At 58.6% G+C, this 24,702-nt stretch carries 7 protein-coding genes (1 of these 7 running past the window's edge); all 7 read left to right on the top strand.

Annotation, left to right across the window (positions count from 1 at the left end; all coding sequences use genetic code 11):
• Positions 1-27 precede the first annotated feature (27 nt).
• A complete protein-coding gene (locus LN244_RS11325; protein ID WP_239039896.1) occupies positions 28-939 on the top strand; it encodes an acetaldehyde dehydrogenase (acetylating) in 912 nt (303 codons plus the stop codon).
• Positions 940-953: 14 nt separating this feature from the next.
• Complete coding sequence (dmpG, locus tag LN244_RS11320) at positions 954-1,982, top strand: 4-hydroxy-2-oxovalerate aldolase (protein WP_239039895.1); 1,029 nt, start codon at positions 954-956, stop codon at positions 1,980-1,982.
• Positions 1,982-2,788 carry a 2-oxo-3-hexenedioate decarboxylase gene (gene dmpH, locus LN244_RS11315; protein WP_239039894.1) on the top strand — a complete coding sequence of 269 codons (807 nt, stop codon included), beginning with the start codon at positions 1,982-1,984 and terminating at the stop codon, positions 2,786-2,788. The genes dmpG and dmpH overlap by 1 nt, the downstream gene beginning before the upstream one ends.
• A gap of 11 nt (positions 2,789-2,799) precedes the next feature.
• Positions 2,800-2,991, top strand: coding sequence for a 4-oxalocrotonate tautomerase (locus LN244_RS11310; RefSeq protein WP_239039893.1), 192 nt, complete (start codon positions 2,800-2,802; stop codon positions 2,989-2,991).
• Between the two features lie 234 nt (positions 2,992-3,225).
• A complete protein-coding gene (locus LN244_RS11305) occupies positions 3,226-3,729 on the top strand; it encodes an invasion associated locus B family protein (RefSeq protein ID WP_239039892.1) in 504 nt (167 codons plus the stop codon).
• Positions 3,730-3,771: 42 nt separating this feature from the next.
• Positions 3,772-6,375: a TolC family outer membrane protein gene (locus LN244_RS11300; protein WP_239039891.1), complete on the top strand. Its 2,604-nt coding sequence runs from the start codon at positions 3,772-3,774 to the stop codon at positions 6,373-6,375.
• Between the two features lie 30 nt (positions 6,376-6,405).
• Positions 6,406-24,702, top strand: partial view of a VCBS domain-containing protein gene (locus LN244_RS11295; RefSeq protein ID WP_239039890.1) — the 5' portion only. It continues 14,406 nt past the right edge of the window; 18,297 of the gene's 32,703 nt are visible here — the first part of the coding sequence; the start codon lies at positions 6,406-6,408; its stop codon lies off the right edge, out of view.

Genomic DNA, 24,702 nt, shown 5'->3' with positions numbered 1-24,702 from the left:
GCCAGAGTTGATTACAGGATAAGAAGAATGAGCAAGAAACTGAAAGCGGCCATTATCGGCCCGGGTAACATCGGCACAGACCTGCTGATGAAAATGCAGCGCTCCGAGTGGATCGAGCCGGTCTGGATGGTCGGGATCGACCCGACCTCCGAAGGCCTCAAGCGCGCCGAAGAGATGGGTATCAAGACCTGCGCCACCGGTGTCGATGGTCTGCTGCCGCACGTGATTGAAGACGATATCCGCGTCGCCTTTGACGCCACCTCGGCCTACGTCCATGCCGAGAACAGCCGCAAGCTGAACGAGCTGGGCGTGATCATGGTCGACCTGACCCCGGCCGCCATCGGTCCCTACTGCGTCCCGCCGGTGAATCTGGAAGCGCACGCCAAAAACCTGGAGATGAACGTCAACATGGTCACCTGCGGTGGCCAGGCGACCATCCCGATGGTCGCGGCGGTCAGCCGCGTGCAGCCGGTCGAGTACGGCGAAATCATCGCCACCGTCTCCTCCCGTTCTGTCGGTCCGGGCACGCGCCAGAACATCGACGAGTTCACCCGCACCACGGCCGGTGCCGTGGAGAAAGTTGGGGGTGCCAAGAAGGGCAAGGCGATCATCATCATCAACCCGGCCGAGCCGCCGCTGATCATGCGTGACACCATCCACTGCCTGACCGAAGGCGAGCCGGATCAGGCCGCCATCACCGAATCCGTGCACGCCATGGTGAAAGAGGTGCAGAAGTACGTACCGGGCTACCGCCTGGTCAATGGTCCGATCTTCGACGGCAAGCGCGTCTCCTGCTTCATGGAAGTGGAAGGTCTGGGCGACTTCCTGCCGAAGTACGCCGGCAACCTGGACATCATGACCGCGGCCGGTCTGCGCACCGCCGAGATGTTCGCCGAAGAGGTGTCCAATGGCACCATTACCTTGCCTGAGCGTGGCTAACGGAGGAAAGCAACATGAATCTGAACGGTAAGAAAGTCACGCTGCACGACATGTCTCTGCGTGACGGCATGCATGCCAAGCGTCACCAGATCAGTCTCGACGAGATGGTCAACATCGCCACCGGCCTGGATGAAGCGGGCATGCCACTGATCGAAGTCACCCACGGTGACGGTCTGGGTGGCGCCTCGGTGAACTACGGCTTCCCGGCGCACAGCGACGAGGAATACCTCAACGCCGTGGTGCCGAAGATGAAAAACGCCAAAGTCTCCGCCCTGCTGCTGCCGGGCATCGGTACCGTCGACCATCTGAAGATGGCAAAAGACTGCGGCGTCTCCACCATCCGTGTGGCGACTCACTGCACCGAAGCGGACGTGTCCGAACAGCACATCGGCATGGCCGCCAAGATGGAAATGGACACCGTCGGCTTCCTGATGATGGCGCACATGGTCAGCCCGGAGAAGATTCTGGAGCAGGCCAGGCTGATGGTCAGCTACGGCGCCAACTGCATCTATGCCACTGACTCCGCCGGTTACATGCTGCCGGATGAAGTGACCGCCAAGATCGGCCTGCTGCGCGCCGAACTGCCGAGCAGCGTTGAGGTGGGCTTCCACGGTCACCACAACATGGGCATGGCGATCGCCAACTCGCTGGCGGCGATCGAAGCGGGCGCGTCTCGTGTCGATGGCTCCGTCGCGGGCCTCGGTGCCGGTGCCGGCAACACGCCGCTGGAAGTGTTCTGCGCGGTGCTGGATCGCATGGGCGTCGAGACCGGTATTGATCTGTACAAGATCATGGACGTGGCCGAAGACCGGGTGTTCCCGATCATGGATCAGCCGATCCGCGTGGACCGCGATGCGTTGACTCTGGGCTACGCCGGCGTCTACTCCTCCTTCCTGCTGTTTGCCCAGCGCGCGGAGAAGAAGTATGGCATTCAGGCCCGTGACATTCTGGTAGAGCTTGGTCGCCGCGGTACCGTCGGTGGTCAGGAAGACATGATTGAAGACCTGGCACTGACCATGGCGAAAGAGAAGGGGCTGATCTAATGGCTGAAGCATACGAAAACAAGCTGACCCAATCCCAGATTGAAGAGCTGGCGATCCACTGCGAAAACGCCGAGCTGGAAGCCTACGAGATCACCAAGATCACTGACGACTTCCCGCAGATGACCTACAAGGATGCCTTCGACATCCAGTGGGAAATTCGTCGCCGCAAGGAAGAGCGTGGCCACAAGATTGTCGGCATGAAAATGGGCCTGACCTCCTGGGCCAAAATGGCTCAGATGGGTGTCGAGCATCCCTGCTACGGCTTTCTGGCAGACTATTTCAGCGTGCCAGAGGGTGGTGAGATCAAGCATGATGAGCTGATCCACCCGAAGATTGAAGCCGAGCTGGCCTTCGTGCTGAAGGATGAGCTCAAGGGGCCGGGTGTACACATCGGTGATGTGCTGCGTGCTACCGACTTTGTCATGCCAGCCGTAGAAGTGATCGACTCCCGTTACAAGGACTTCAAGTTCGATCTCAAGAGCGTGATAGCGGATAACTCGTCATCCAGCCGGTTCATGACCGGTGGCAACATGGCAGATATTGCCGACATCGACCTGAAGAACATCGGTGTGGTCATGGAGATCAATGGTGAAATCGTACAGACCGGCGCAGGTGCTGCCGTTCTGGGTCACCCGGCTGCCTCTGTTGCCATGCTGGCTAACATGATGGGCGAACGTGGTGAAAGCCTGCCGGCTGGCAGCTTCATCATGATCGGTGCGATCACCGCAGCCGTTCAGGTTAACAAGGGCGATGCCTTTACGGTCCGTTATCAGGGCCTGGGCAGCATCAGCGGCAAGTTCGTCTGAGGAGGCAACCCATGCCAATCGCACAGATCCATATCATGGAAGGACGCAGCGATGAGCAGAAGGAGCGTCTGATTGAGGAGGTGACCAAGGCCATCTCTCGATCACTGGATGCTCCTGAGGCCAACGTGCGTGTTCTGATTGATGAGATGCCCAAGCAGCATTTCGGCATTGGTGGCCAGTCTGCCAAAAAGCTTGGGCGTTAACCCCTCTGTTGATTGAAACATCGTTTCAATACTCGTTGTCAGTCTCCTTGCCCCGCCTTTTGGCGGGGCTTTTTTTTGCCACGGCGAAGCGATCTGAAGTGTTTCTTTTGATTTACATCTGCAGATGAATAAAAACTGAACATAAGTCAGAAAGTGTCAGCTTTGCTTGTCACTTTTGTGGTAAAACAAGCGTTGGTAAAAAATCCGGGTCGATCATTGGGTATTGGAGTCGAAATGAAATTTGCGTTTCTAGCTGATGGCAAGCGAGTGGTCAGGGGAATTCTGTCTGCGGTCGCTCTTGGGGGCGCTGCGATGGTGACACCTCAGCAGGTACTGGCTGAAACCTTTGGCGACTGGCGTGTGGATTGTCAGGAGCAGCAGTGTCAGGCCGTTCAGCAGCTGTTCGTCGGCGAGGGCGAAAAGCGTTCGAGGGTACTTTCCGCTTCGATTATCAAGCCCCAGGGAAAAATGTTGCTCCAGATGGTATTGCCACTGGGGGTTGATCTCAGACCTGGCATCGTGACCCGGATTGACGAGTCTGAAGAGCAGCACTTTGCCTTCACCACCTGTGTAACCGACGGCTGTGTTGCCCTGGTTGCGTTGAACGATGGCATGCTCGCCGGCATGAAGGCCGGGAAGACAATGAAAATAGGGTTCCGCCCTTTCAGTTCGGAGCAGACCCTGGTGGTTGAGCTCTCGCTGTCTGGTTTTACCAAAGCCAGTTCCAAAGTGCGTTAATCAGGCCGGCAGGCGAACTAAGGGGTCTTTGTGAGAACAAGAATGAGAACAGGATTTCCGGGATCAAAGCGCTTCAAGCCGCTGGCGCTGATGGTAAGTGGTGTCTTTGTATTGGGGCTGGGCAGTGGGCGTGACCTGGTGGCCGCCGAAGCGGTGCCCGGAACGGAAGCAGTTCAAGGCGACACTCAGAGAGAAGTCGCGACGGGTGAGCATCGGTTATTGATCGCAGCCACACCCGGTGAGTTGCTGGCCACACATCTGCAAGCCAATGGGCAGCGTCTGTTCGTGACCCTGTCCGCATCTGCAGACCTTGATCAATGGCGTAGCAAAGCGGAGCAGCTGCTTTCTCAGCCGTCCATCTTTCACAAGGCCTATGTTCAGACCATTGGTGAGCGCAATCACCTGGTCGTTGAGTTCATGCGCCCGGTGGATCTGATCGATGAGACCGTTGCGCTGAACGGTGACAATCGCCTGAGCTGGGAGTTGCTGCTGCGGGAGCGTCCTGTCGATGCCTCCCTGCGCCTGCTGGATCAGATCAAGGCCGAGAAGCGCGGGAACCTGTTTGACCTGTCGTTCGCCGGCCACACGGAAATGGTGGTTGAAGTCTCCCTGGCTGAACAGGGACAGAAACTGGTTGTTGAACTGCCGGGTGTTCCGACAGATTCGGTCCAGTTGCCGACCATGCCTGAGTTTCTTGGCGAGCCTGAAGTCACCTCGCGCAGCCGGGGCGGTTCCGTACTGACCTTTACCCCGCGCCTGCCGGTTGATCTGCTGGATGCGCAAATCGGTTCCGATGCCGAGAAAGAGGCCAGCTTCATTCACCTGCTGCTGGTTCCAGATGCCCCCGTGCAGGAAAAAACCGTGTTGCCGACCGCGATCGGCATGGCCAATCTGCGTTCCGGTTTTGGTATCGAGCTTCAGGGTGGCGAAAGTGTTCAGGCACAGGGCTACTATCTGACATCGCCGGGCCGTCTTGTGGTGGACTTCCCGGGAGTGCCGGCAGAGGCCCTGACGGGGCTTGTTGGTGCTTTCGAGGCTGACAGTCGCTTCATCCAGCAGGTTCGCTATGGTTCGACCAGTCTGGGTTCTGCGCGTGTAGAATTGACGCTGGAGCCTTCCTACGCGGAAGGTCTGGCGCGTAACGTCACACCTTTCCTTGATCGTTATTCCGGTGCGCTGACCGTGGCCATGCCTCAGGCAGCCATCCAGCCACAGAACGGTTTTCCTGATGATTTGCGCGGCATCGCGGGTTTCGAACTGGATACCCTGCGTCACGTGCCCGCCTTCGACTTTACCCGTCAACCGGTGCTGAGTATCGGCTCGGTGACGCTGGATGAAGCACATTATGCTTCGGAAACCCCAATTCCCACAGGTGAGCGTTTCAAACTGCTTGATCTGGTCGATCGGGCGCTTGAGCAGGATCCAACCTACCGTGCGGCCGAGGCCGAATTCCGTGCCCGCCGAGAGGTACTGCCTCAGGCCAAGGCTGACTACCTGCCTCAGGTCAGCTTCAGTTACCAGTATTCGAGCAAATATCAGACCGTACACGAGTCAGGTTCGATCCCGACCGGCAATTACGATGTGCCGGGCTATAACCTTTCACTGAACCTCACCCAGCCGGTCTACCGTCGTGCCAATCTGATTGCCATTGATCAGGCAGAAGTTGCCGTTGAGCAGGCCAAGCTGGCGCTGCTGGCGGCTGAGCAGGATCTGATCATGCGCCTGACGACGTCCTACCTGGATGTGCTGGCGGCGCGGGATGAGCGTGACCTGGCGCAGGCTGAGCACAACGCCGTCATGGCTCAGCTTGAGCAGGCGCAGATTCGTTTCAACAGCGGCCTGTTGAGTCGTGCCGATTACAACGAGTCACGCAGTCTGGAAGCTCTGACCCGTGCGCGCGTCATGAAGGCCGAGTTCAAGTACGAAGATGCGCGACTGGCGGTCAAGGAGGTCGTGGGACAAGAGGTTGAGAGCCTGCACGGGTTCAATGCTGATTTCCGCGCAGCACCACCGTTCCCGGAGCGGGTTGACCGTTGGGTAGGCGCCGCGCTTGATCAAAACCTTGCCCTGCAGGCACAAAGATTGTCGACGGCGATTGCGCAGAAAGAGATCAGCCGCCGCAACGCCGAACATCTGCCGACCGTGGATCTGTTCGTGTCAGCCGGTCAGCAGGTGTCCGAAAGTACGTTGTTCTCGGATTCGCGACAGGATGTCAGCGATTACGAAATCGGCTTGCGCCTGAGCGTGCCCATCTACAGCGGTGGCAGGACCTCATCGCTGGTTCGTGAGGCCACGGCACGTCTGGATAAGACGCAGCAGGAGATGGAGCGCGAATATCGCAAGACGGAAAGAGTGGTGCGCTCTGCGTATTCCAGTCTGGTGTCCAGTACCGCAATGCTGGCTGCCTTGCGTGAAGGCGTGTTGGCGCAGGAAATCCGTTTGGCCACCCGGCTGAAGGGGTTCGAGTCCGGTATCGAAACCTCGGTCTCCGTACTGGATGCCTATCAGAGCTATTACGCGGCGCGGCGTGACTTCATGCAGTCACGTTATGAATACCTGAAAAACCGTTTGACGCTCAAACAGGCGGTTGGCTCCCTGGCCCGCAATGATGTGGCCGATCTGGACATGATGCTGGAACCTAAATAAGCGATCTGACGAAATCGCACGGAGATAATTATGGGTAGTGCACTCAAGGGCTTTAGAAAGGGACATTTGCGTTCTCTGGCACTGAAACAGTGGCAGGGCATGATTCGCAAGTCTTTGGAGACTCAGGTCGTGGTGACGCAACGTACGCCGACCAGTGTCATCGAACCGATGGAGCCGCGCTACCTGCTTTCCGGTGATCTCATGGTGGTGCCACCTGCACATGAGCAGCAGGCTCAGGAGTCGATCATCGATCTGAGCCTGGAGGCAGAAAGAAGTCTGCAGATGGGCGCTGCAGTACAAAGCCCTGTTGATGAGGTTACCGCCGACTCGACTATCAATCAGGTGATTTTTGTCGATCCGCGGGTCGAGAGCGCTGAAATGCTCATCCAGCAGGCATTGTCCGGCTCTGCCCATGAAACCAGCCGTTACGAAGTGGTTTACCTGGATGGCGAAAGCGACGGTGTCGAACAGATCGCCCAGTGGCTGAGCCGCTACGATGAACTGGATGCCGTGCATCTGCTATCGCACGGTGCCGATGGCAAGGTCACGTTGGGCGATACTCAGCTCGAACTTGATTCGCTGGAGCAGTACCGTGACAGTCTGCTGGCCTGGGGCGAAGCGCTTTCCGAGCAGGGCGATATCCTGATCTATGGATGTTCTGTTGCCGGCGATGCAGAGGGAGAGGCTCTGGTACAGGCCCTGGCGGATATGACCGGTGCGGACGTGGCGGCATCCGAGGATGTGACCGGTAGCGAGGCACTGGGTGGAGACTGGAACCTGGAAGTACAGTCAGGCGTCATTGATGCTGCCATGCTGCTCAATGGCGGCGACTGGCAAGGCCTCTTGGCCGACTTTACCTCGGATGCGACCGATCAGACCTTTAGCGGAACGGCTGACGGGGACCGCTTTGTCTTCGTCGACGACTGGGGCATCGATACGGCCACCAGTGGTGGCGGACATGATACCCTCGATTTTTCTGCCATAACCCGTGACCTGGTGTTCACTATCAATGGTGACTCCGTGACGGTCAGCTATGCTGCTGGCAGTGAGACCGACAGTTTTACCTTTGATGCAACCGGTGGCACCTACACGCTGATTGGCGGCCAGGGCAACGATGAGTACCGCCTGGCAGACGGCACCCTTCTGGAGGCCGTGACCGACTCAGCAGGCACGGACAAGGCGGTGTTCCTGAACAGCGTGGCGCCCGTCACCGTGGTTCGCAATGCGGACCGCAGTACCACCGTGACCAACCAGGGCAGTTATACCCTGGCCGGAATCGAATCCATGACCGGCCACATTTCGCTGGGCAACAGCATGGTGGCTGAACTCACCGAGAGTCTGGGCAGCTGGAGCGATCTGGTATCCGGGTTGCTGGATGATTCCGTGTTGCTGGCAGAGCTGCCACTGTTGGGGCTGTCCGTGAGCGAAATGCTGGCTCAGGGATTCAGCGAAAATCCGCTGAGCACGGCCGAAGGTGCCGCGACGACCTTCCTCAATGACCTGTTGACCATCAGCAACGATACCCTTTCCGGCATCACTGACATGGGTGCGCTGGCGGATGCGGTCGCTGCCGAATTGAACGGCCTGGTTGCCGGTGACCTGTTCACCGTTGAGGCGGGCCTCCATGATTGGTCCGAGTTGCGTCTGGACCTGACCTTCGATGCCGAGCAAACCCTCACCGCCACCCCGGTGCTTGATGAAAGTCTCAAGCAGGAGCTGGCTCAGGCTGGGCTCGAGCTGACAGCCATTTCCAATGTCAATGTGACGGCGAGCCTTGAAGGTGCCGTTTCGGCTGGTATCAAACTGGATGAGTTTACATCGCTGAACCCTGCGGATGCCGCAGGCAGTGGCTTCCTGCGGATGCAGCCCCTGAACCTGGGGATCGAGGCCAGCGCCGACAGCCTGGATCTCAGTGTTGGCTTGAGCGAAGCCCTGTTTGGCTCAGCTGCCACCATCGGGGTGACGGAAGGTTCTTTGCGACTGGAGGCCGAGGCTGGCTTTGCCATCGACCAGTCCGTGCTGGATGCGGAGCAGCGTGCGGATATCGACAACACGCTGCAACTGGACAGCTGGAGCACTGGCTCACTCAATGTCGAGCTGCCGTTGAGTGCGACCCTCGGCAGCTATGACCTGTCTTCCCTGGGAACGCCGCGACTGGTACTGGAAACGGACCAGCTGTTCGTTTACCAGCAGGATATCCTGCTCGTCAATGTGCCCAATATCAGCTTCGATATCGAACTCAGCCAGTCACTGGCGGACGATATTCTGGCGGCACTGGACCGCCTTAAGGACAGCGGCGACTTCGTTCTCAACAACGACTTCTTTACCACTGAATTGCCCGGGCTGGGTGCTTCTCTTGCCGATCTTTTCTCTGTCGACGGCAGCAGTGTCAACACGCTGAGCCGTATCTTTGACTTGAAAACGGCAGCGCAGGCCTATTTCGACAGCACGACGCTGAGTACCGGCAGCGAAACGGCAACGGTGGGCGGACTGGTTGATGCCCTGAACAAGTATCTATTGTCCGCAGCGGCCATGCCCTTTGATCCGGCCCAGGCCGACTGGAACGGGGCCATGCTGGCCTATACCGACTTCAGCGGGCTTGATCTGAGTGGTTTCGATTTCAGTGGGGCCGATCTGCGCGGCGCCAGTTTCATCGGCGCTGACCTGAGCGGTGCCAATTTTGCCGGTGCCGATCTGACTGGTGCCGTCTTCAGTGATAGCAACAGCAAGGCAACGGCGCGTAATGCCAATTTCAGTGCTGCCAACCTGACGGGTGCGGTATTGGCTGGGTTGGACCTGCGTGGCGCCATCTTCAATGCGGCTGATCTGACCGGTGCCGACTTGACGGCGGCGTCCCTGATCGCGGCCAATTTCTCACGTTCACTGGTGAGCAGTACCACCAGGGTTCAGAGTGCGATTCTCAACGGTGCTATCGCTGAGCTGGAAGCTGCCGATGGCTTTCCCGATCTTGTAGACCTGGCCGCTGGTGCAGCCGATCTGAGCGGCTATGACCTGTCCGGCTTTGATCTGTCCGGGTTGGACCTGAACGATGCAATTCTAACCGGAGCCGACCTGACCGGTGCCAACCTGCAGGGGGCTGACCTGCAGGGGGCTGAGTTGACCAACGCGGTCCTGGCCAAGGCATTTGTGTATGGTGCCCAGTTTGATGCGGCACTGGGAGTTGCGGCTGATACGCTGGCGTTTGCGGCGACAGTTGATACTTCTGATCTTACGCTCAATGATTTGAGCAGTGCGCTGGTGCTGCTGGCTGAAGGCGCCAGCCTGGCCGGTTATGACCTGTCCGGTGCGGATCTGAGCAACCTCGACTTTACCGGTATTGACCTGAGCGGAACTTCACTGGCAGGCAGCAACCTCAATGGTGCCTCTTTGGCCGGTGCAATCCTGAGTGATACTACGGACTTTACCGGTGCCTCCCTGAGCGGCGTCGCGGACCTGCCCGCTGAACTCAAAGGCGTTTACGCCCGTGCGTCTCTGGCCGGTGTGGACCTGACCGACACCGTGCTGGACGGCCTGAATCTGGCCGGTGCTGATCTGACCGGTGCCGTATTGACCGGTGCCAGCCTGGTGGGCGCTGACCTGCGTGCTGCCATCATCAACGATGTTACCGCCGCCGGGGCCGATGCGGCCGCGATTCTCGATGCTGTGACATCGGCTTTGAGTGGTGCACTGTATGACAGCCTGACAGCCATGAATGAAGCCTCTCGTGCCGCCTATGAAGCGGCCATGGCGCCGTTCGCGCTGGACGAGGTCTTTACCGAAGGTGCTTCCGGTCCCCTGTTTGCCTTCCAGGGCGGCTTGAGTTTCTCGGCGGATGGTATGGGGCTGCTGTTCAACCTGCAGGTCAATATTGACAAGCAGGTGGCACAGGACTTCGCGCTGAATCACACAAACCTGCCGGTGGAAGCCGGTGAACTCGCGCCGGAGTTCGAGTTTGCCGCAACAGCCGTGGCACGTCTTGTTGCTGCGTTGAACACGGATCTCGGCGTCGACCTGATCGCGAATGGCGGCAGCTTTGACACCGAGTCATGGCTGCGTCTCAATCGCCTGGATGCGGGTGCACGCCTGGCGCTGACCGGTCTGGATGCCAGCCTGTCGCTTGCCGGTCTGGCCGATATCAAGGTACATGAAGGGATCATCGACCTGCGTGCAGCTGCACAGGTGGCCTTGGCTGACCCGAATAATGACGACGGTCTGAACCGACTGACGGCCACTGAAATCACCAATGCCGGTGGCTTGTCCGGACTGGCTGAGCTGACCGCGACTTCCAACCTGCGCGGCAGCCTGCTGCTGGATGCAGAGGGCGCGGGCTTCAATCTCAATGATTTCGGCTTGCCAACCCTGATCTTCAGGGCGCCTGAGCTGATCACGCAAAATGCGGATACCGGGGAGTGGGAGATAGCCACGCCCGAAATGTATCTGGACGTCCGCATTACCGACAACCTGAAACAGCAGATTCTCGACCTGTTGCAGACGGTTGATGAGTCCGGTAACTCCGCGTTGTCAGCCGATGCGTTGAACAGCAAGCTTCCGGGTCTGGACAAGAGCATTAACGAACTGCTGGGCTTCGACAGCGACAGCAGTGATGCCACCAGCATCGAAGTTTTCAAGCTTAAGCAGGCGGCTGAGGCCTACCTGAATGAAGCGCGCTTTACCCGAGAGATCAATCCCGAGTTTCCAACTCTGTCCGGGCTCGGCGAAGCCCTGCAGCAGCTGTTTGCCAAGGATTTCTCGATCCCCTTCGATACCAGCCGTCTGGACTGGAGCGGATTCGATTTCGCCGGCTATGATTTCAGCGGCTTTGGCCGAGACGCCCTGCGTAACTTCGATTTCAGCGGTGCCAATCTGGCGGGCGCGAACTTCCGTGGCCTCGACCTGTCGGGCGTAGACTTCAGCGGTGCCAATCTGACCGGTGCGCTGTTTGACGGAGCCAGCCTGTTGCGCAAGGCGATCTTCGACGGCGCCATCCTGACTGGCATTGACTGGAGCGGTATCGACCTGCGCGGCATCGACTTCTCCGGTGTGGACCTGAGCGGTACCGACTTCAGCGGCTTCGATCTGTCCCGCATCAACCTGCATGGCGCCAACCTGAGTGGCGTGAACTTCAGCGGCGCCAACCTGCGCTGGGCGGATCTGGTGGGCTCCAACCTGTCCGGAGCCAACCTGTCGAACGCGCTGGCACTGGATGTGAACTGGTCCAGCTGGTTCAGCAGCGACCTGCGTTTCGACCTCGACACCAACCTGACCGGCATGATCGTGGATGTTGATCTACGCAGCCTGTTCGGCTCAAAGGCGTCCAGCGCCAGTCGTTTGAGCAGCGGTCTTGATCTGTCCGGCTGGAGTGTGAAGGACTGGAGCGGCTGGGATCTGTCCGGTCTCGACTTCTCCGGCGTCAACCTGAGCGGCTTCGATCTGTCCGGTGTCAACCTGCGGGGTGTGGTATTCGACGGCAGCAACCTGACGGGCGTTAACCTGTCCAAGGCGCTGGCGCTGGATGTGGACTGGAGTAATGTCACCGGCACGCTGGCCAATATCACCGGCATGCTGTCTCGCATTTCGCTGGGTTCTCTGCCGAGCGCCACGACCGGAAGCGCAACCACCTGGGCCAGCGGTATCGACCTGAGCGGTTTCGACTTCTCCGGCTGGGACCTGAGTGGTCTGGATTTCAGCGGCATCAACCTGGGCAGCCTGAAGCTGGGCTGGTCGACCCTGAGCAACGTCAACTTCACCGGCGCGACCTTTGGCGCGGTGGACTGGACCGGTTCACGCTGGTCTGACGTGACGCTGCCGAGCGGCGTGCTGTCGGGTATTTTCCGCAATGTCGATTTCGGTAATTTCAGTTTCAACAGCAATATTACCTGGTCGCTGAGTGGGGCCGATTTTGTCGGTATCGACCTGACCGGTGTCAGCGGTGGCAGCAGCTTCTTTGCCAACCTGAAGTCGGCCTGGGACAGTCTGCCGGATGCGCCCAAACTCAGCTTTGACTGGGCCGATTTCTCCGGACTGGACTTGTCCGGCTGGTCTGGTGCCGAGAATGACACCTTCCAGTTCGGCAGCTTCAAGGGCGTGTCATTCAGCAACATGACGCTGCCGACTCTGCTGACGGGCAATTGGGACTTCACCGGCCTGGACCTGTCGCTGGGTGACTGGTCCGGTTTCAGCATCGGGGATGGCAGCAGCAGTACGAAGCTGGATTTCGGACTGTCGAACCTGTCCGGTGCCGATATCGCCGGCGCATTGAATCTGGTGGCATCGGCCGCCGGGGCTTTCTATAACGCGCTGACGGCTTTTGACGGTTTCAGCGCAAGTTTCCTGACCAGCCTGGGCATGAACGAAGTGGTGCTCGACGATGTGTTCGGCACACCGCTGTCAGGGCCGGCATTTGCCTTTACCCCGAGTTTTACACCCAATGGTACGGAGAGCGTCTCTTTGGGCTTCCGGATTCAGGTCAATCAGGACCTGATGTCGCGCCTGGAGTTTGCCATTGGCCTGGATGATCTGGGCATGGAAGCGCTGACGGCGCTCGGCAGCTTTGACGTGTCCGGTACTGCCATGGCTCGACTGGTTGTGGCACTGGATCTCGAAGCAATGGTCGAAGTGCCGCTGGTCAAGCAGGGAACGCTCGTGGGCGACCTGCCGGTTCCGGCTTTCAGCGATACCGAAGTGCTGGTGGGGCTGAACCGCTTTGATGTCGGGGCGAGTGCAGGGCTTTACGGCTTTACTGCGACACTGGAGGTCGTCAATCTGGGGACCGTATCGGTTCTGGATGGTGAGCTGGCGTTGTCCGTAGCCGGGCGCGTTGGACTGGCTGACCCCAATGGTGATGGCAAGCTGAGCCTGTCTGAAGTGTCGGCGCTCAAGGCGGCCGATCCGACCGGATGGTACAGGAATGTCATTACGCTGACACCTGCAGCCCGTTTCGATGCCGGTTTCCGGGTAGAGGTAGATCCCGGTATCACCATCGGTGGTTCCAGCTTCACCGACATGCTGGGCAATCTGATCGTCAATGTGAACTCCGATCAGTTGTTCATTACCGACGACAATGGCAATGCGCGTTTCAACTCGCCTGCCGTGACGCTGGATGTCGCTTTGACCACAACACAGCGTGATCAGCTGTTGTCCGTCTTGCAGCAGTTCAAGTCGGTGGGCGACAGTGCGCTTGACAGCGATTTCCTCAATACCGTGATTCCGGGGTTGAACAAGACCCTGTCTGAACTGTTCACCGTAAGCGGTGACCAGAGTGTGTTGTCGGCCTTGTTCAACCTGCAGACAGCGGCTGAGCAGTACTTCCAGAGCAGTACGCTGGGTTTTGGTGGTACCACAGGAACCGAAACTGCCACCATCAGAGGCCTGGCGGCCGCACTGAATGAAGCACTGGCGAAGGCCTCGGCAATGCCGTTCAGCCCGGTGCAATCGGACTGGTCCGGTGCCCAGCTGGCCTGGACCGACTTCAGCGGCATGGACCTGCGGGGCTTCAGTTTTGTCGGAGCGGACCTGCGTGGCGCCAACTTCACCGGTGCAGACCTGACCGGTGTTAACTTCGCCGGTGCCAACCTGACCGGAGCGACATTTGCCACCTATGGTGCCGATGGCAAGGTGACATCCGGTGCCGTATTGCGCGATGCCAACCTGAGGGGGGCAACGCTGTCCGGCCTGCTGTTGGCCGGACTGGACCTGCGCGGTGCCGTCTTCGCCGATACCGATCTCAGTGGTGTCGACCTCAGTGCTGCCTCACTGGTTGCGGCCAACTTCAGTCGTGCAACCGTCAGCAATACCACGCGCGTGGCCGGAGCCCTGTTTACCGGAGAGCTGGCCAAGGAGCTGAAAGCGGCGGGGGATTACCTGTCGGCGGTCCGTCTGGACCCGGCAAGCGGCCTGGCGGATCTGTCCGGTTATATGCTGGACGGCTTCGACCTGAGTGGACTCGACCTGTCGAAAGTCGACTTCACCAACGCCAGCCTGGCTGGCGCCAGCCTGCGTGAAGCTGTTCTGGATGTGACCCGTCTGGGGGGCGCGACGCTGGACCAGGCTTTGATCTACAAGGCGCAGTTCGAGAACGCTGCGGCTGATGTGCAGGCGCTGTTGGATGATGCCATTGCCTTCGGGACGGAACTGTCCGGTCTGGACTTCTCCGATCCGGCATCGCTGCTGGATCAGCTGAAGAGCATCGGTGCTTCAGCCGGCTCACTGAGTGCGGACCTGTCCGGATTTGATCTGTCCGGCTTTGACCTGTCCGGTATCGACTTCAGCAACCTGAACCTGGCCGGTGCGCGTCTGAACGGTGCCGAATTTGCAGGCGCCAATCTGGCAACCGCCATTCTGGATGACACGACCAGTTTCATTGCCGCCTCTCTGGCCGATGTGCAGGGGCTGCCTGATGTACTGAAAGGCAATTTTGAACGTGCGAATCTGGCAGGTGCCGACCTGACGGGCAAGGTGCTGGATAGCCTGAACATGGCGGGTGCAGATCTGACCGGGGCCATTCTGACCGATGCGAGCCTGACTCTGGCCAACCTGCGCGGAGCTGTGCTGGCCAATATTGAAGCGGCAGGAGCCGATGCGGCGGCCCAGCTTGATGCGCTGACCAGCGCACTGAACGGTGCCGTTTACGATGAGCTGACACGTTTCAATGCGGCTTCTGCGGAAACGCTGAAAGCGGCCATGGCACCGTTTGCGCTGGATGATGTATTCACTGAGGGGGCTGAAGGGCCGCTGTTCAGCTTCTTGGGTGGGCTGCAGATCAATGCTGATGGCATCACGCTGGGGCTGAACCTTCAGGTCAATATCGATACAGAAGTCAGCCGCGAGTTTATGCTCGACACGGCTGACCTGCCGGCTGAAGCACAGCAGCTGGCTCCCGAGTTCAACCTCTCGGCGATGGCCAGTGCACGTCTGGTCGCCGCACTCAATGCTGACCTGGGCGTCGATATCGCCAGTGGCAGCGAAGGCACGTTCAGCCTCGACTCCGAGAGCTGGCTGCGTCTGAACCGCTTTGATGCGGGGGTGCGTCTGGCGGTCAGCGAGCTGGATGCCAGTCTCTCCGTAGCCGGACTGGCGAATGTGTCGGTCAGCGAAGGCGTGATCGACCTGCGTGCAGCAGCACAGCTGACGCTGACAGATCCAAACAATGATGACGGCTTGAATCGTATTACCAGCACCGAAAGAGGCAGTACCGCCTGGGCGGATCTGGTTGAACTGCAGACCACCTCGAACCTGCGGGGCAGCTTGCTGCTCAACGCTGAAGGTGCCGGCTTCAACCTGAATGACTTTGGCCTGCCGACGCTGATTTTCCGTGCACCTGAACTGATCTCCCGCAATGCCGAAACCGGCGACTGGGAGGTGGCGTCACCTGATCTGTTCCTGGATGTTCGTATCACCGAAACCCTCAGAGACAGCATTCTTGAGCTGTTGGGCAGCATCGACGACAGCGGCAATTCAGCGCTGGATAATGCGGTTCTGAACGGCAAGATTCCGGGGTTGGACAAGAGTGTCAACGAACTGCTGGGCTTTGACAGCGACAGCAGTGAGGCGGCCAGCATCGATGTGTTCAATCTGCGTGATGCCGCAGCGGTGTACCTGAATGACTTCAGCTATACCACTGAATTCCCGTCTCTGTCCGGGCTGGTAGAAGCGCTGAATCTGGCGCTCTCCCGTGATCTGACCATTCCGTTTACAACCAGTCAGACGGACTGGAGCGGCTATGATCTGTCCGGCTTTGATTTCAGCAAGCTGGGCATTGACGCCCTGCGTAACTTCGATTTCAGCGGTGCCAATCTGGCGGGCGCGAACTTCCGTGGCCTCGACCTGTCGGGCGTAGACTTCAGCGGTGCCAATCTGACCGGTGCGCTGTTTGACGGAGCCAGCCTGTTGCGCAAGGCGATCTTCGACGGCGCCATCCTGACTGGCATTGACTGGAGCGGTATCGACCTGCGCGGCATCGACTTCTCCGGTGTGGACCTGAGCGGTACCGACTTCAGCGGCTTCGATCTGTCCCGCATCAACCTGCGTGGCGCCAACCTGAGTGGCGTGAACTTCAGCGGCGCCAACCTGCGCTGGGCGGATCTGGTGGGCTCCAACCTGTCCGGAGCCAACCTGTCGAACGCGCTGGCACTGGATGTGAACTGGTCCAGCTGGTTCAGCAGCGACCTGCGTTTCGACCTCGACACCAACCTGACCGGCATGATCGTGGATGTTGATCTACGCAGCCTGTTCGGCTCAAAGGCGTCCAGCGCCAGTCGTTTGAGCAGCGGTCTTGATCTGTCCGGCTGGAGTGTGAAGGACTGGAGCGGCTGGGATCTGTCCGGTCTCGACTTCTCCGGCGTCAACCTGAGCGGCTTCGATCTGTCCGGTGTCAACCTGCGGGGTGTGGTATTCGACGGCAGCAACCTGACGGGCGTTAACCTGTCCAAGGCGCTGGCGCTGGATGTGGACTGGAGTAATGTCACCGGCACGCTGGCCAATATCACCGGCATGCTGTCTCGCATTTCGCTGGGTTCTCTGCCGAGCGCCACGACCGGAAGCGCAACCACCTGGGCCAGCGGTATCGACCTGAGCGGTTTCGACTTCTCCGGCTGGGACCTGAGTGGTCTGGATTTCAGCGGCATCAACCTGGGCAGCCTGAAGCTGGGCTGGTCGACCCTGAGCAACGTCAACTTCACCGGCGCGACCTTTGGCGCGGTGGACTGGACCGGTTCACGCTGGTCTGACGTGACGCTGCCGAGCGGCGTGCTGTCGGGTATTTTCCGCAATGTCGATTTCGGTAATTTCAGTTTCAACAGCAATATTACCTGGTCGCTGAGTGGGGCCGATTTTGTCGGTATCGACCTGACCGGTGTCAGCGGTATCGGTAATTTCCTCACCAATATCAGGAGTGCCTGGACCTCTGGTGGCAGCTCCACGCCGCTGGATTTTGGCTGGGTCGATTTCTCTGGCCTGGATCTGTCCGCACTGACCAGTCTTAGCGCCGACCTGTTCCAGTTCGGCAGTTTCCGCGGTGCTGATTTCAGTGGCATGAAACTGCCCAATATCGGCATGGACTGGAATTTCTCGGGTCTGGATCTGTCCCTGGGCAACTGGGATGGATTGACCATTGACGGTACTTACAAGCTCAATCTGGACGGTGCCCGCCTGTTGGGGGCAGCGCTGGATATCGGCAGTTATATCGGATCTGCCGCCGGTGCCTTCTATGACGCGCTGACCAGCTTTGGCGCAGCAACTGCCGAGTTCATTACCAGCCTGAATATGGATCAGGCAGTCCTGGACAATGTGTTTGATGAGCCGTTGGATGGCCCGCGCATCGCCATCAGTCCGATGTTCGATACCAGCGGCAGCGAGGTGATTCTGGGCTTCAACCTGATCAGCAACATCGATCAGTTGTTCAACTTCGGTTTCGATTTTGCGCTGGGTGATGTGCTGACCCTGGGCGCGGACGGTCTGGGTCGCTTCGTTCTCGCACTGGACCTGGATGCCGGCATTGCTGTTGCCACCCGCACCGGCTCAACACCGGTGGGTGATATCCCGCTGCCGGAGCCGGGTGACTCGGATATCTTCTTCAACCTGAATCGCTTCGACACCGGTGTAGCGCTGGATCTGTTCAATATTGAGGCGATCCTCAGCGCGGCTGACTTTGCCAATGCCGGTATTACCGAAGGCGAGTTCAGTGTACGTGTCGCCGCCAGCATTACCGCGGAAGACCCGGATAACAGCGATGGCAAAGGGCGCATTACCCTCAGCGACCTGAGTGCTGCCGGATTCGACGGAGTTTTCGATCTGACCCCTGCTATGTCTCTGGCGGGGCGTTTTGTGCTGGGTGGAGATTTGGGCGGTTTCAATGTGAGTGACTGGGGTAACCCGGTCCTGACCATCACGTCCAACATCGTCAACGGCACCTTTGCGCCGGACTATTTCTTCGATGTCAGCATCGATGCGGCAACCGTACGTGCCAATCTTGAAGACCTGTTCGCCAAAGTGGCATCAGTCGGCAGTTCGCTGGACGGCTCCAGCTTCCTCGACTCGGTACTGCCTTTCCTGGACAAGAGCCTGGGCGACATGCTCAAGAGCGAGGACGGGCGTACCTTGGGGGATCTCCTGTCCTTCCAGCGTGTCTCCGTTGACGCCTCCGGCAACGAGGTTCGTACCAGCGTGCTGGATGACTACTATGCCAGCGCGGGTGATCATACCTACAGCGGCCTGATCAATTGGCTGCGGGACTTCCTGGGCGCGACCGGTGTTTACTCCGATCTGGAGTCGCTGCTGCCGAACCAGTATGGAGAGTCCCAGCAGGGGCCGTTCACCATCGGTGGCGGCTTGTTCATCGATGACCAGAACGAAATTCAGCATCTCAGTGTTGATGCCGGTGCAACCGGAGGCTCGTTCAGCCTGAGCTTCTCTCAGGGGGGGGCCAGCTACAACACCGCGGCTATCAACTATGATCCGACCGATACAGCTGCGACGGCAACGGCCATTAAAAATGCGCTCTGGGCCGAGATGGGAGCGCTGTTCGACGCTGAAGCCGATCTGACGGTCGTCTACGATGCGGTGGCGGGTGCCTATGCCATCGCATTCGGAGGCAACTGGGCCGGCACCAATGTTTCCCAGTTGCGTGTTGACGGCAGCAACCTGACCGGTGGGCAGGCACGTATCACTACCGCTCAGCAGGGCGGAAGCCGCGGGTTGTCCCTGGACCTGGGGCTGAATCTGGGCAAGATGCTGTCACTGCCGTTCAATCTTGGCACAGGCCTTGAGGAGCTGGGCTTTGCGCTCAAGGGTGACGGTACTCTGGATCTGGATGCGCTGGTCAATCTTGACCTCTCCTTCGGTCTGGCCTTTGACAGCCTGGCGGATCTGACCACCGGCGACAGCTATTTCTTCCAGGCCCGTGATATTTCGGCGCAGGTTGTGGCCGGTACCGATAGCTTCAATGCCGGCGTTTCCCTCGGCGTACTGGATGCCGAAATCGATAACGGCAGTGTTCATTTCGTGGCCGATGCCAGTGTGAACGTCAAGGACAGTGTTGCCGCCGATGCGGTCGGGCAGCGTGTCTCGCTGGCGGACTTCCTGGCGGCCAGCAGCATGTCCGATCTGATCGATGCTCAGGCAACCATTTGGGCAGAGGCGGACTTCCCGCTGAAGGCGAACCTCTTTGGCGGTGACCTGACCAAACTGACCGGTGGTGAGAATCCGAGCATCGAGGTGTACTGGGGCAGCGAAGCGGTTCCGATCGATATGGAACTGATCAGCGGCACCGATCCGGTGATCGTCAAGAAGAACCTGACCAACCTGGCCAGCTTGACCAACATGACGCCGGCCATGATGGTGCAGATGCTGGTCAATATCGGGGACTTCCTCAACCAGTTCCGTGATTCGGAAGCCTTCCAGATTCCAATTCCGTTTACCGGCAGTGATCTGGGGGATGCCTTCGATTTTGCCTACGGCTGGACCAAGGTCCTGAACGAAAAGCTTCAGGGTGTGCTGAGCTTCGATCTGACCAGTGAGGAGCCCATTTCTCCCCGCTTGAGCGGCGATGTGGCGTTTGACCTGGTGTTGCAGCGTCCGGGGGATTTGGCGCCTAGTCTGTACACCGTGACCCTGTTGCAGGCTGAAACCAGCGGCTTTACCCACATTAATGAGCTGGCTGAATATATCAGTGGCCGTATCGCGGAAGCGACCAACGGTGCACTGCAGCTGCAGGACAGCCTGCCGCAGTGGGTCAGCGAGACGACCGAAACCGATACCACCAATACGGATTCCAGCAGCAACAGCAGTGCAGCGGTAACCGGAACGGCGGCCAATGTGACTGAAGGTCAGGCGGGTGGAGAGCCTGTCAACGCAGAGCTGCGTTTCGAACTTGGCACGGCAACCGGCACCCTGTCGCTGGCATACAAGGACAGAGCCGAGCAGAACCTGGCGATTACCGCCAGCATGAGCGATATCGAGATCGCCAATGCACTGGCTGAAACCTTTGCAACCGCTACCGGAACTGTGGCTGATAACATCCAGATCACAGGCAGTCGTGGCGAAGGCTTCCGCATTGAATTTGCCGGCGCGGTATCCGGCCGGGCCTTTACGGCTGATGACTTCACTTACAGCATGGACGTGCCCTCAACGGCTACGTCGTCTGTGACTGAAACCGTTGCAAGCTCAACTGGCAGCAGTGAAACCCAGGTACTGGCCATCAGCGGCTATGCTTCAGGCAAGTTCGAGCTGCAGTTGATGGGGCAGACGACGGATCCCATTCGCTATATTGCGGACCCGACCGGGAATCTTCAGGCCAAAATGATCCGTCAGGCTCTGGAGAAGATTGCCGGGGTAGGGAACGTTAAGGTTACCTTCCCGCAGAAAGACCCCCTGGATCCGACCGGCAAGAAGCTCAACTACGGCTCGGCACCCAAGTTCCTGATTGAGTTCCAGGGTGAGCTGGCCAACAAGGATGTCCCCAAGATGTCTGTCTATTACGGCAGCATGAAAGCGGGAACCTATGTACCTTCCGGTGAAACCCGTGGAGTTACCATTGTCGAACTGGAACAGGGACAAAATGCATCCGGTGAGGTTCAAACGCTCACCGTGAACGCTGATCCGTCCAACCCGGCCCGCTTTGACCTGAGCTGGAGCTATGGCGGCACCACCTGGTCAACCGGTGCATCCGGCACACTTTCCAGCGACATGAGTGCTTCTGCACTCAAGACGGCGCTGTTGAACGCAACGTCCGGCGGCAGCAAATTGGGTGATCTCACCGGTCTGGAGATCGGTGTTAAACAGGTTACCAGCGGCAGCTGGGAAATCAGCTTTGGTGGCGTTGCAGATGGCCAGAATTTGGCTCAACTGACCGTAACCAATCTGACCAACGCGACCACTCCGGATGTCTCTTTGGGTACCAGTCGCGAGGCGTACTTGCGCAACGAGGTACAGGATATTCTGCTGGGGGCGTCGGTAGGTGACTATCGTATCCAGTTGGGCAATGGTGGCACTCTATCAGAGAGCTTTGCCGCGACCGCATCCGCGGCTGAGCTGCAAGCGATTCTGGAAGCGCTGCCCGAGGTCGGTGTGGGCAATGTCAAGGTCACCGGTGATGCACAGCGTTGGAGTGTCGAGTTTACCGGTCGTCTGGCGGGGCAGAACCTGCCTGCCCTGCAGTTGACACCGCTACAGTCGATTGCACTTGAACCGGTTATGGCGGCGGTTGGTGAAACCGTCAGCCAGGTGGTCGAAATCAAGTTTGCCGACGAAAGTACCTACAGCGTCAGCGTCGATATCGCCAACATGAGCGTGGCTGATGCCCAGCAGGCTCTGCTGGGGGCGCTTGAACAGCTGGAGGGTGTAGGCGCGGGCAATGTCAGCCTGATCGCTGTCGATACACCTGAGGGTGAAGATCAGCGCTGGGATGTGATGTTTGTCGGTGATCTGGCGGGTAAAACAATCCAGGCTCTGAATCTGAATGTCACTTTGACTGTGACGGCCGGAGGCAGCACAGAGTCCACAAACAGCCAGATTGAAGGGCAAGAGATTCTTTCCAGCCTGATTCAGGTTGGCACCTCAGAGCTTCGACCCAAGAATGACGGTCTGACCTGGGGCAAGCTGAATATTCGCCCGGTCAATGTGGATGACTTCGTCTATGTGGGCATTATCCCCAGTGCTGGTGTTCTGATTGAGCCTGTTCTGGCGGGCGGTGAGGCAAGTGGCCTCAACGAAGTGCAGCGGCTGACCGTGAATGATGCCGTTTCTGGCAGCTATACTCTATCGCTGGCATTTAGTGGTGGGGAACCACTTCAGACAGGTCCGATCTCCGCCAATGCGGACGCGGCCACTATCCAGAGCGCACTGAATGCTGCTCTGGGAAGCAATGGCAGCGTAACCGTTGCGCTCGCCAACGATCAGCAGAATAACGTGTTTGAAATCACCTTCGGTGGAGCACTGGCGAAGACCGATGTGCCCTTGCTGGACGCTGAATTCAGTGAGCTGCGTGCATTTGCCGGGGCAGAAGCGGTTACCTATACCCTGCAGGATGGCCAGGCTCAAAGTGATGAGCGGGTTGCTCGGGATGAGGTGCAGCGCCTGACGTTCAATAACGTTACAGGTGGCCGTTACTCGCTGATGATGGAAGTGGACGGTAGCTACTACAACCTGCAGGAACCTCTCGAGGTATTGCCGGCTGAGGCTGATTTGGATGCCTGGCTGACCGAACAGGGTATTGATGCCACCGGTTTGAGTCTGCACGAAAAACGGGCCATGGAGCTGCAAAAAGCGCTGAAGCTGGCCTTCAGTTCAGGCACTCGCGCCATTGCGGATGTCGATGTGAGCGTGGTGGCAGTTCCGGGCGAGACCGCCAGTGCCTTCAGTTACGATATTCAGTTCTCGGGTGCGCTGGGCGATCGCAACCTGCCCACACTGCTGGTATTCCACGGCCTCCAGTCCGTTGATACGACCACAGATTACGGTAATGGCAGCCAGGCCCTTGGCTTTGGTGACTATGGCCGTAAAGCAGAAACTGAAATCGGGCCCAAGTTCAACACTCTGGAAGACTTTGCGACCGTTTTGGCCGACGCCATTAACGAGCTTCTGCCGAGTGGCGAGACGTTCAACATTGCGGCCCGCTTCGACCCGGTGGCGATGGACTTCATGTTCGATGTCAGTCTGTCACCTTCACTACCGGCACTGGAACTGCCGCTCGGTCTGAGTATTGATGATCTCGATCCGTTGGCTTCTCTGGATCTGTCCGGCCTGCTGGCGATCAATGGTGGGGTCGATTTGACCACGACCATTGGTTTGGACTTCAACCGTCCGCAAAACTTCCAGATCACCAGTGGTGTTCTCATGTCCGCCGAGCTCATGGGTAATGTCTCTGGCGGTGTGAATACTGGATTTGGCCAGTTCCTGCAGGATCCAGCCAAGGCATACGATCCCGAGCCCTATCAAAAAGATCCGGACACCGGTGATGTGATCCTCGACGGTAATGGTGACCCGGTTGCCAATAGCAACTACAACCCGACGGTTGATGCTTCTTTCAGTGTCCGATTCGATAACGACAGTTATACCGTCACCATCGCTGCTGCTGATCAGAAGGACAATACCAGCCTGGATCATCTGCTGGCGGACATCCGGGCGGCCTTGAGCGGTACATCGGTACATGCCAAGTCAGCGCTGTCTCTTCTGGGCTACCAGAATTTGGGGCAGGCCATCGACCTGTCGCTTGATACAGGCGCCAATCAGCTGGCTCTGACCTTTTACGGCAAAACGATCACTGAAGTGGCCATCGCTCCCGATCAAGGAGCTACGGTTTCTGCCTTTGAGTCGCTGTTTGGTACTGCAACGCTCAAGGCGCAGATTCAGATGTCTAAAGTGAGCCTGCCAGGCTCACTGACGCTGGACAACGGTAGTGCGTTTGACCTGATCATTGATGGTGCGGATGACCAGTCGACAGATGGCATAACAACCGCTACCCATGATAACCGGATCACGGTTGGCATTTTGCAAGGCACCTACACCCCCGAGGAGTTGAAGAGTGCACTGAATTCGGCTTTGGCGGCTATTTCAGGCAGTGCTCTTGGCCCGCTGGAGAGCAAGGTGGGTAACCTGGGTCAGGCGTTGAGCTTTGATCTTGGCACCGCTGCGGATGGTAAGCCGGTACTGATCCTGAACACCCTGGGTGAGCATATTGCGTCACTGAGGTTTGCTGCACAGGACCATGATCCTCTGGTACGACATTTCGGTTTCGTGGCAGATGCCCTGAACAAGGCCGGCGGCGTGTCCGTCTACCTTGAAGATACCCTTGTGGGTGCCCGCCTGGTGGCGGGTGTCGAACAGTTTGAGGGCAGCGCTTCCATCGGCTTTGTTGACCTGTCAATGGAAAACATGCTGGCTCAAATCGATGCCGGTGTGAATGTGCGCTTGCTGGATGGACCGGATGGCACTCCAGGTGGACGCGTATATCTCGACGAGCTGATCGATGCAGCGACTCTGAAAAACAGCCTTTTGGGCATGCGGGGCGATTTTAACCTGACGGCCGGTGGCACCAAGGCTTTGATCGCGGCACCCAGTGGCGGTGAAACGGGGGTTCTGTCTGAAGATGTGGGGCTGGCGATTACCCTGGAAAGCGAGAGCCTGAACGAAGGGCGCCCCATCGAGCTGCAAGTGAAACTGTTGGCGTCCGCTACGCTGGGCAACAGCAGTGTGGCTGATCTCGCCAATGACTTGAATACAGCCATCGACGCGGCCATTGACCGGTGGAGCAATGAAAACGCCGGTAAACTGACCAGTCAGCAAGTCGCTGATCTGAAGTCCCATACCTGGGTCAGTGCGGGCGACCTGCAGCGC

The organism is Marinobacterium sediminicola, assembly GCF_022343685.1.
GTDB classification, from domain to species: Bacteria; Pseudomonadota; Gammaproteobacteria; order Pseudomonadales; family Balneatricaceae; genus Marinobacterium; species Marinobacterium sediminicola.
This window is presented reverse-complemented; position numbering and strand designations above follow the sequence as displayed.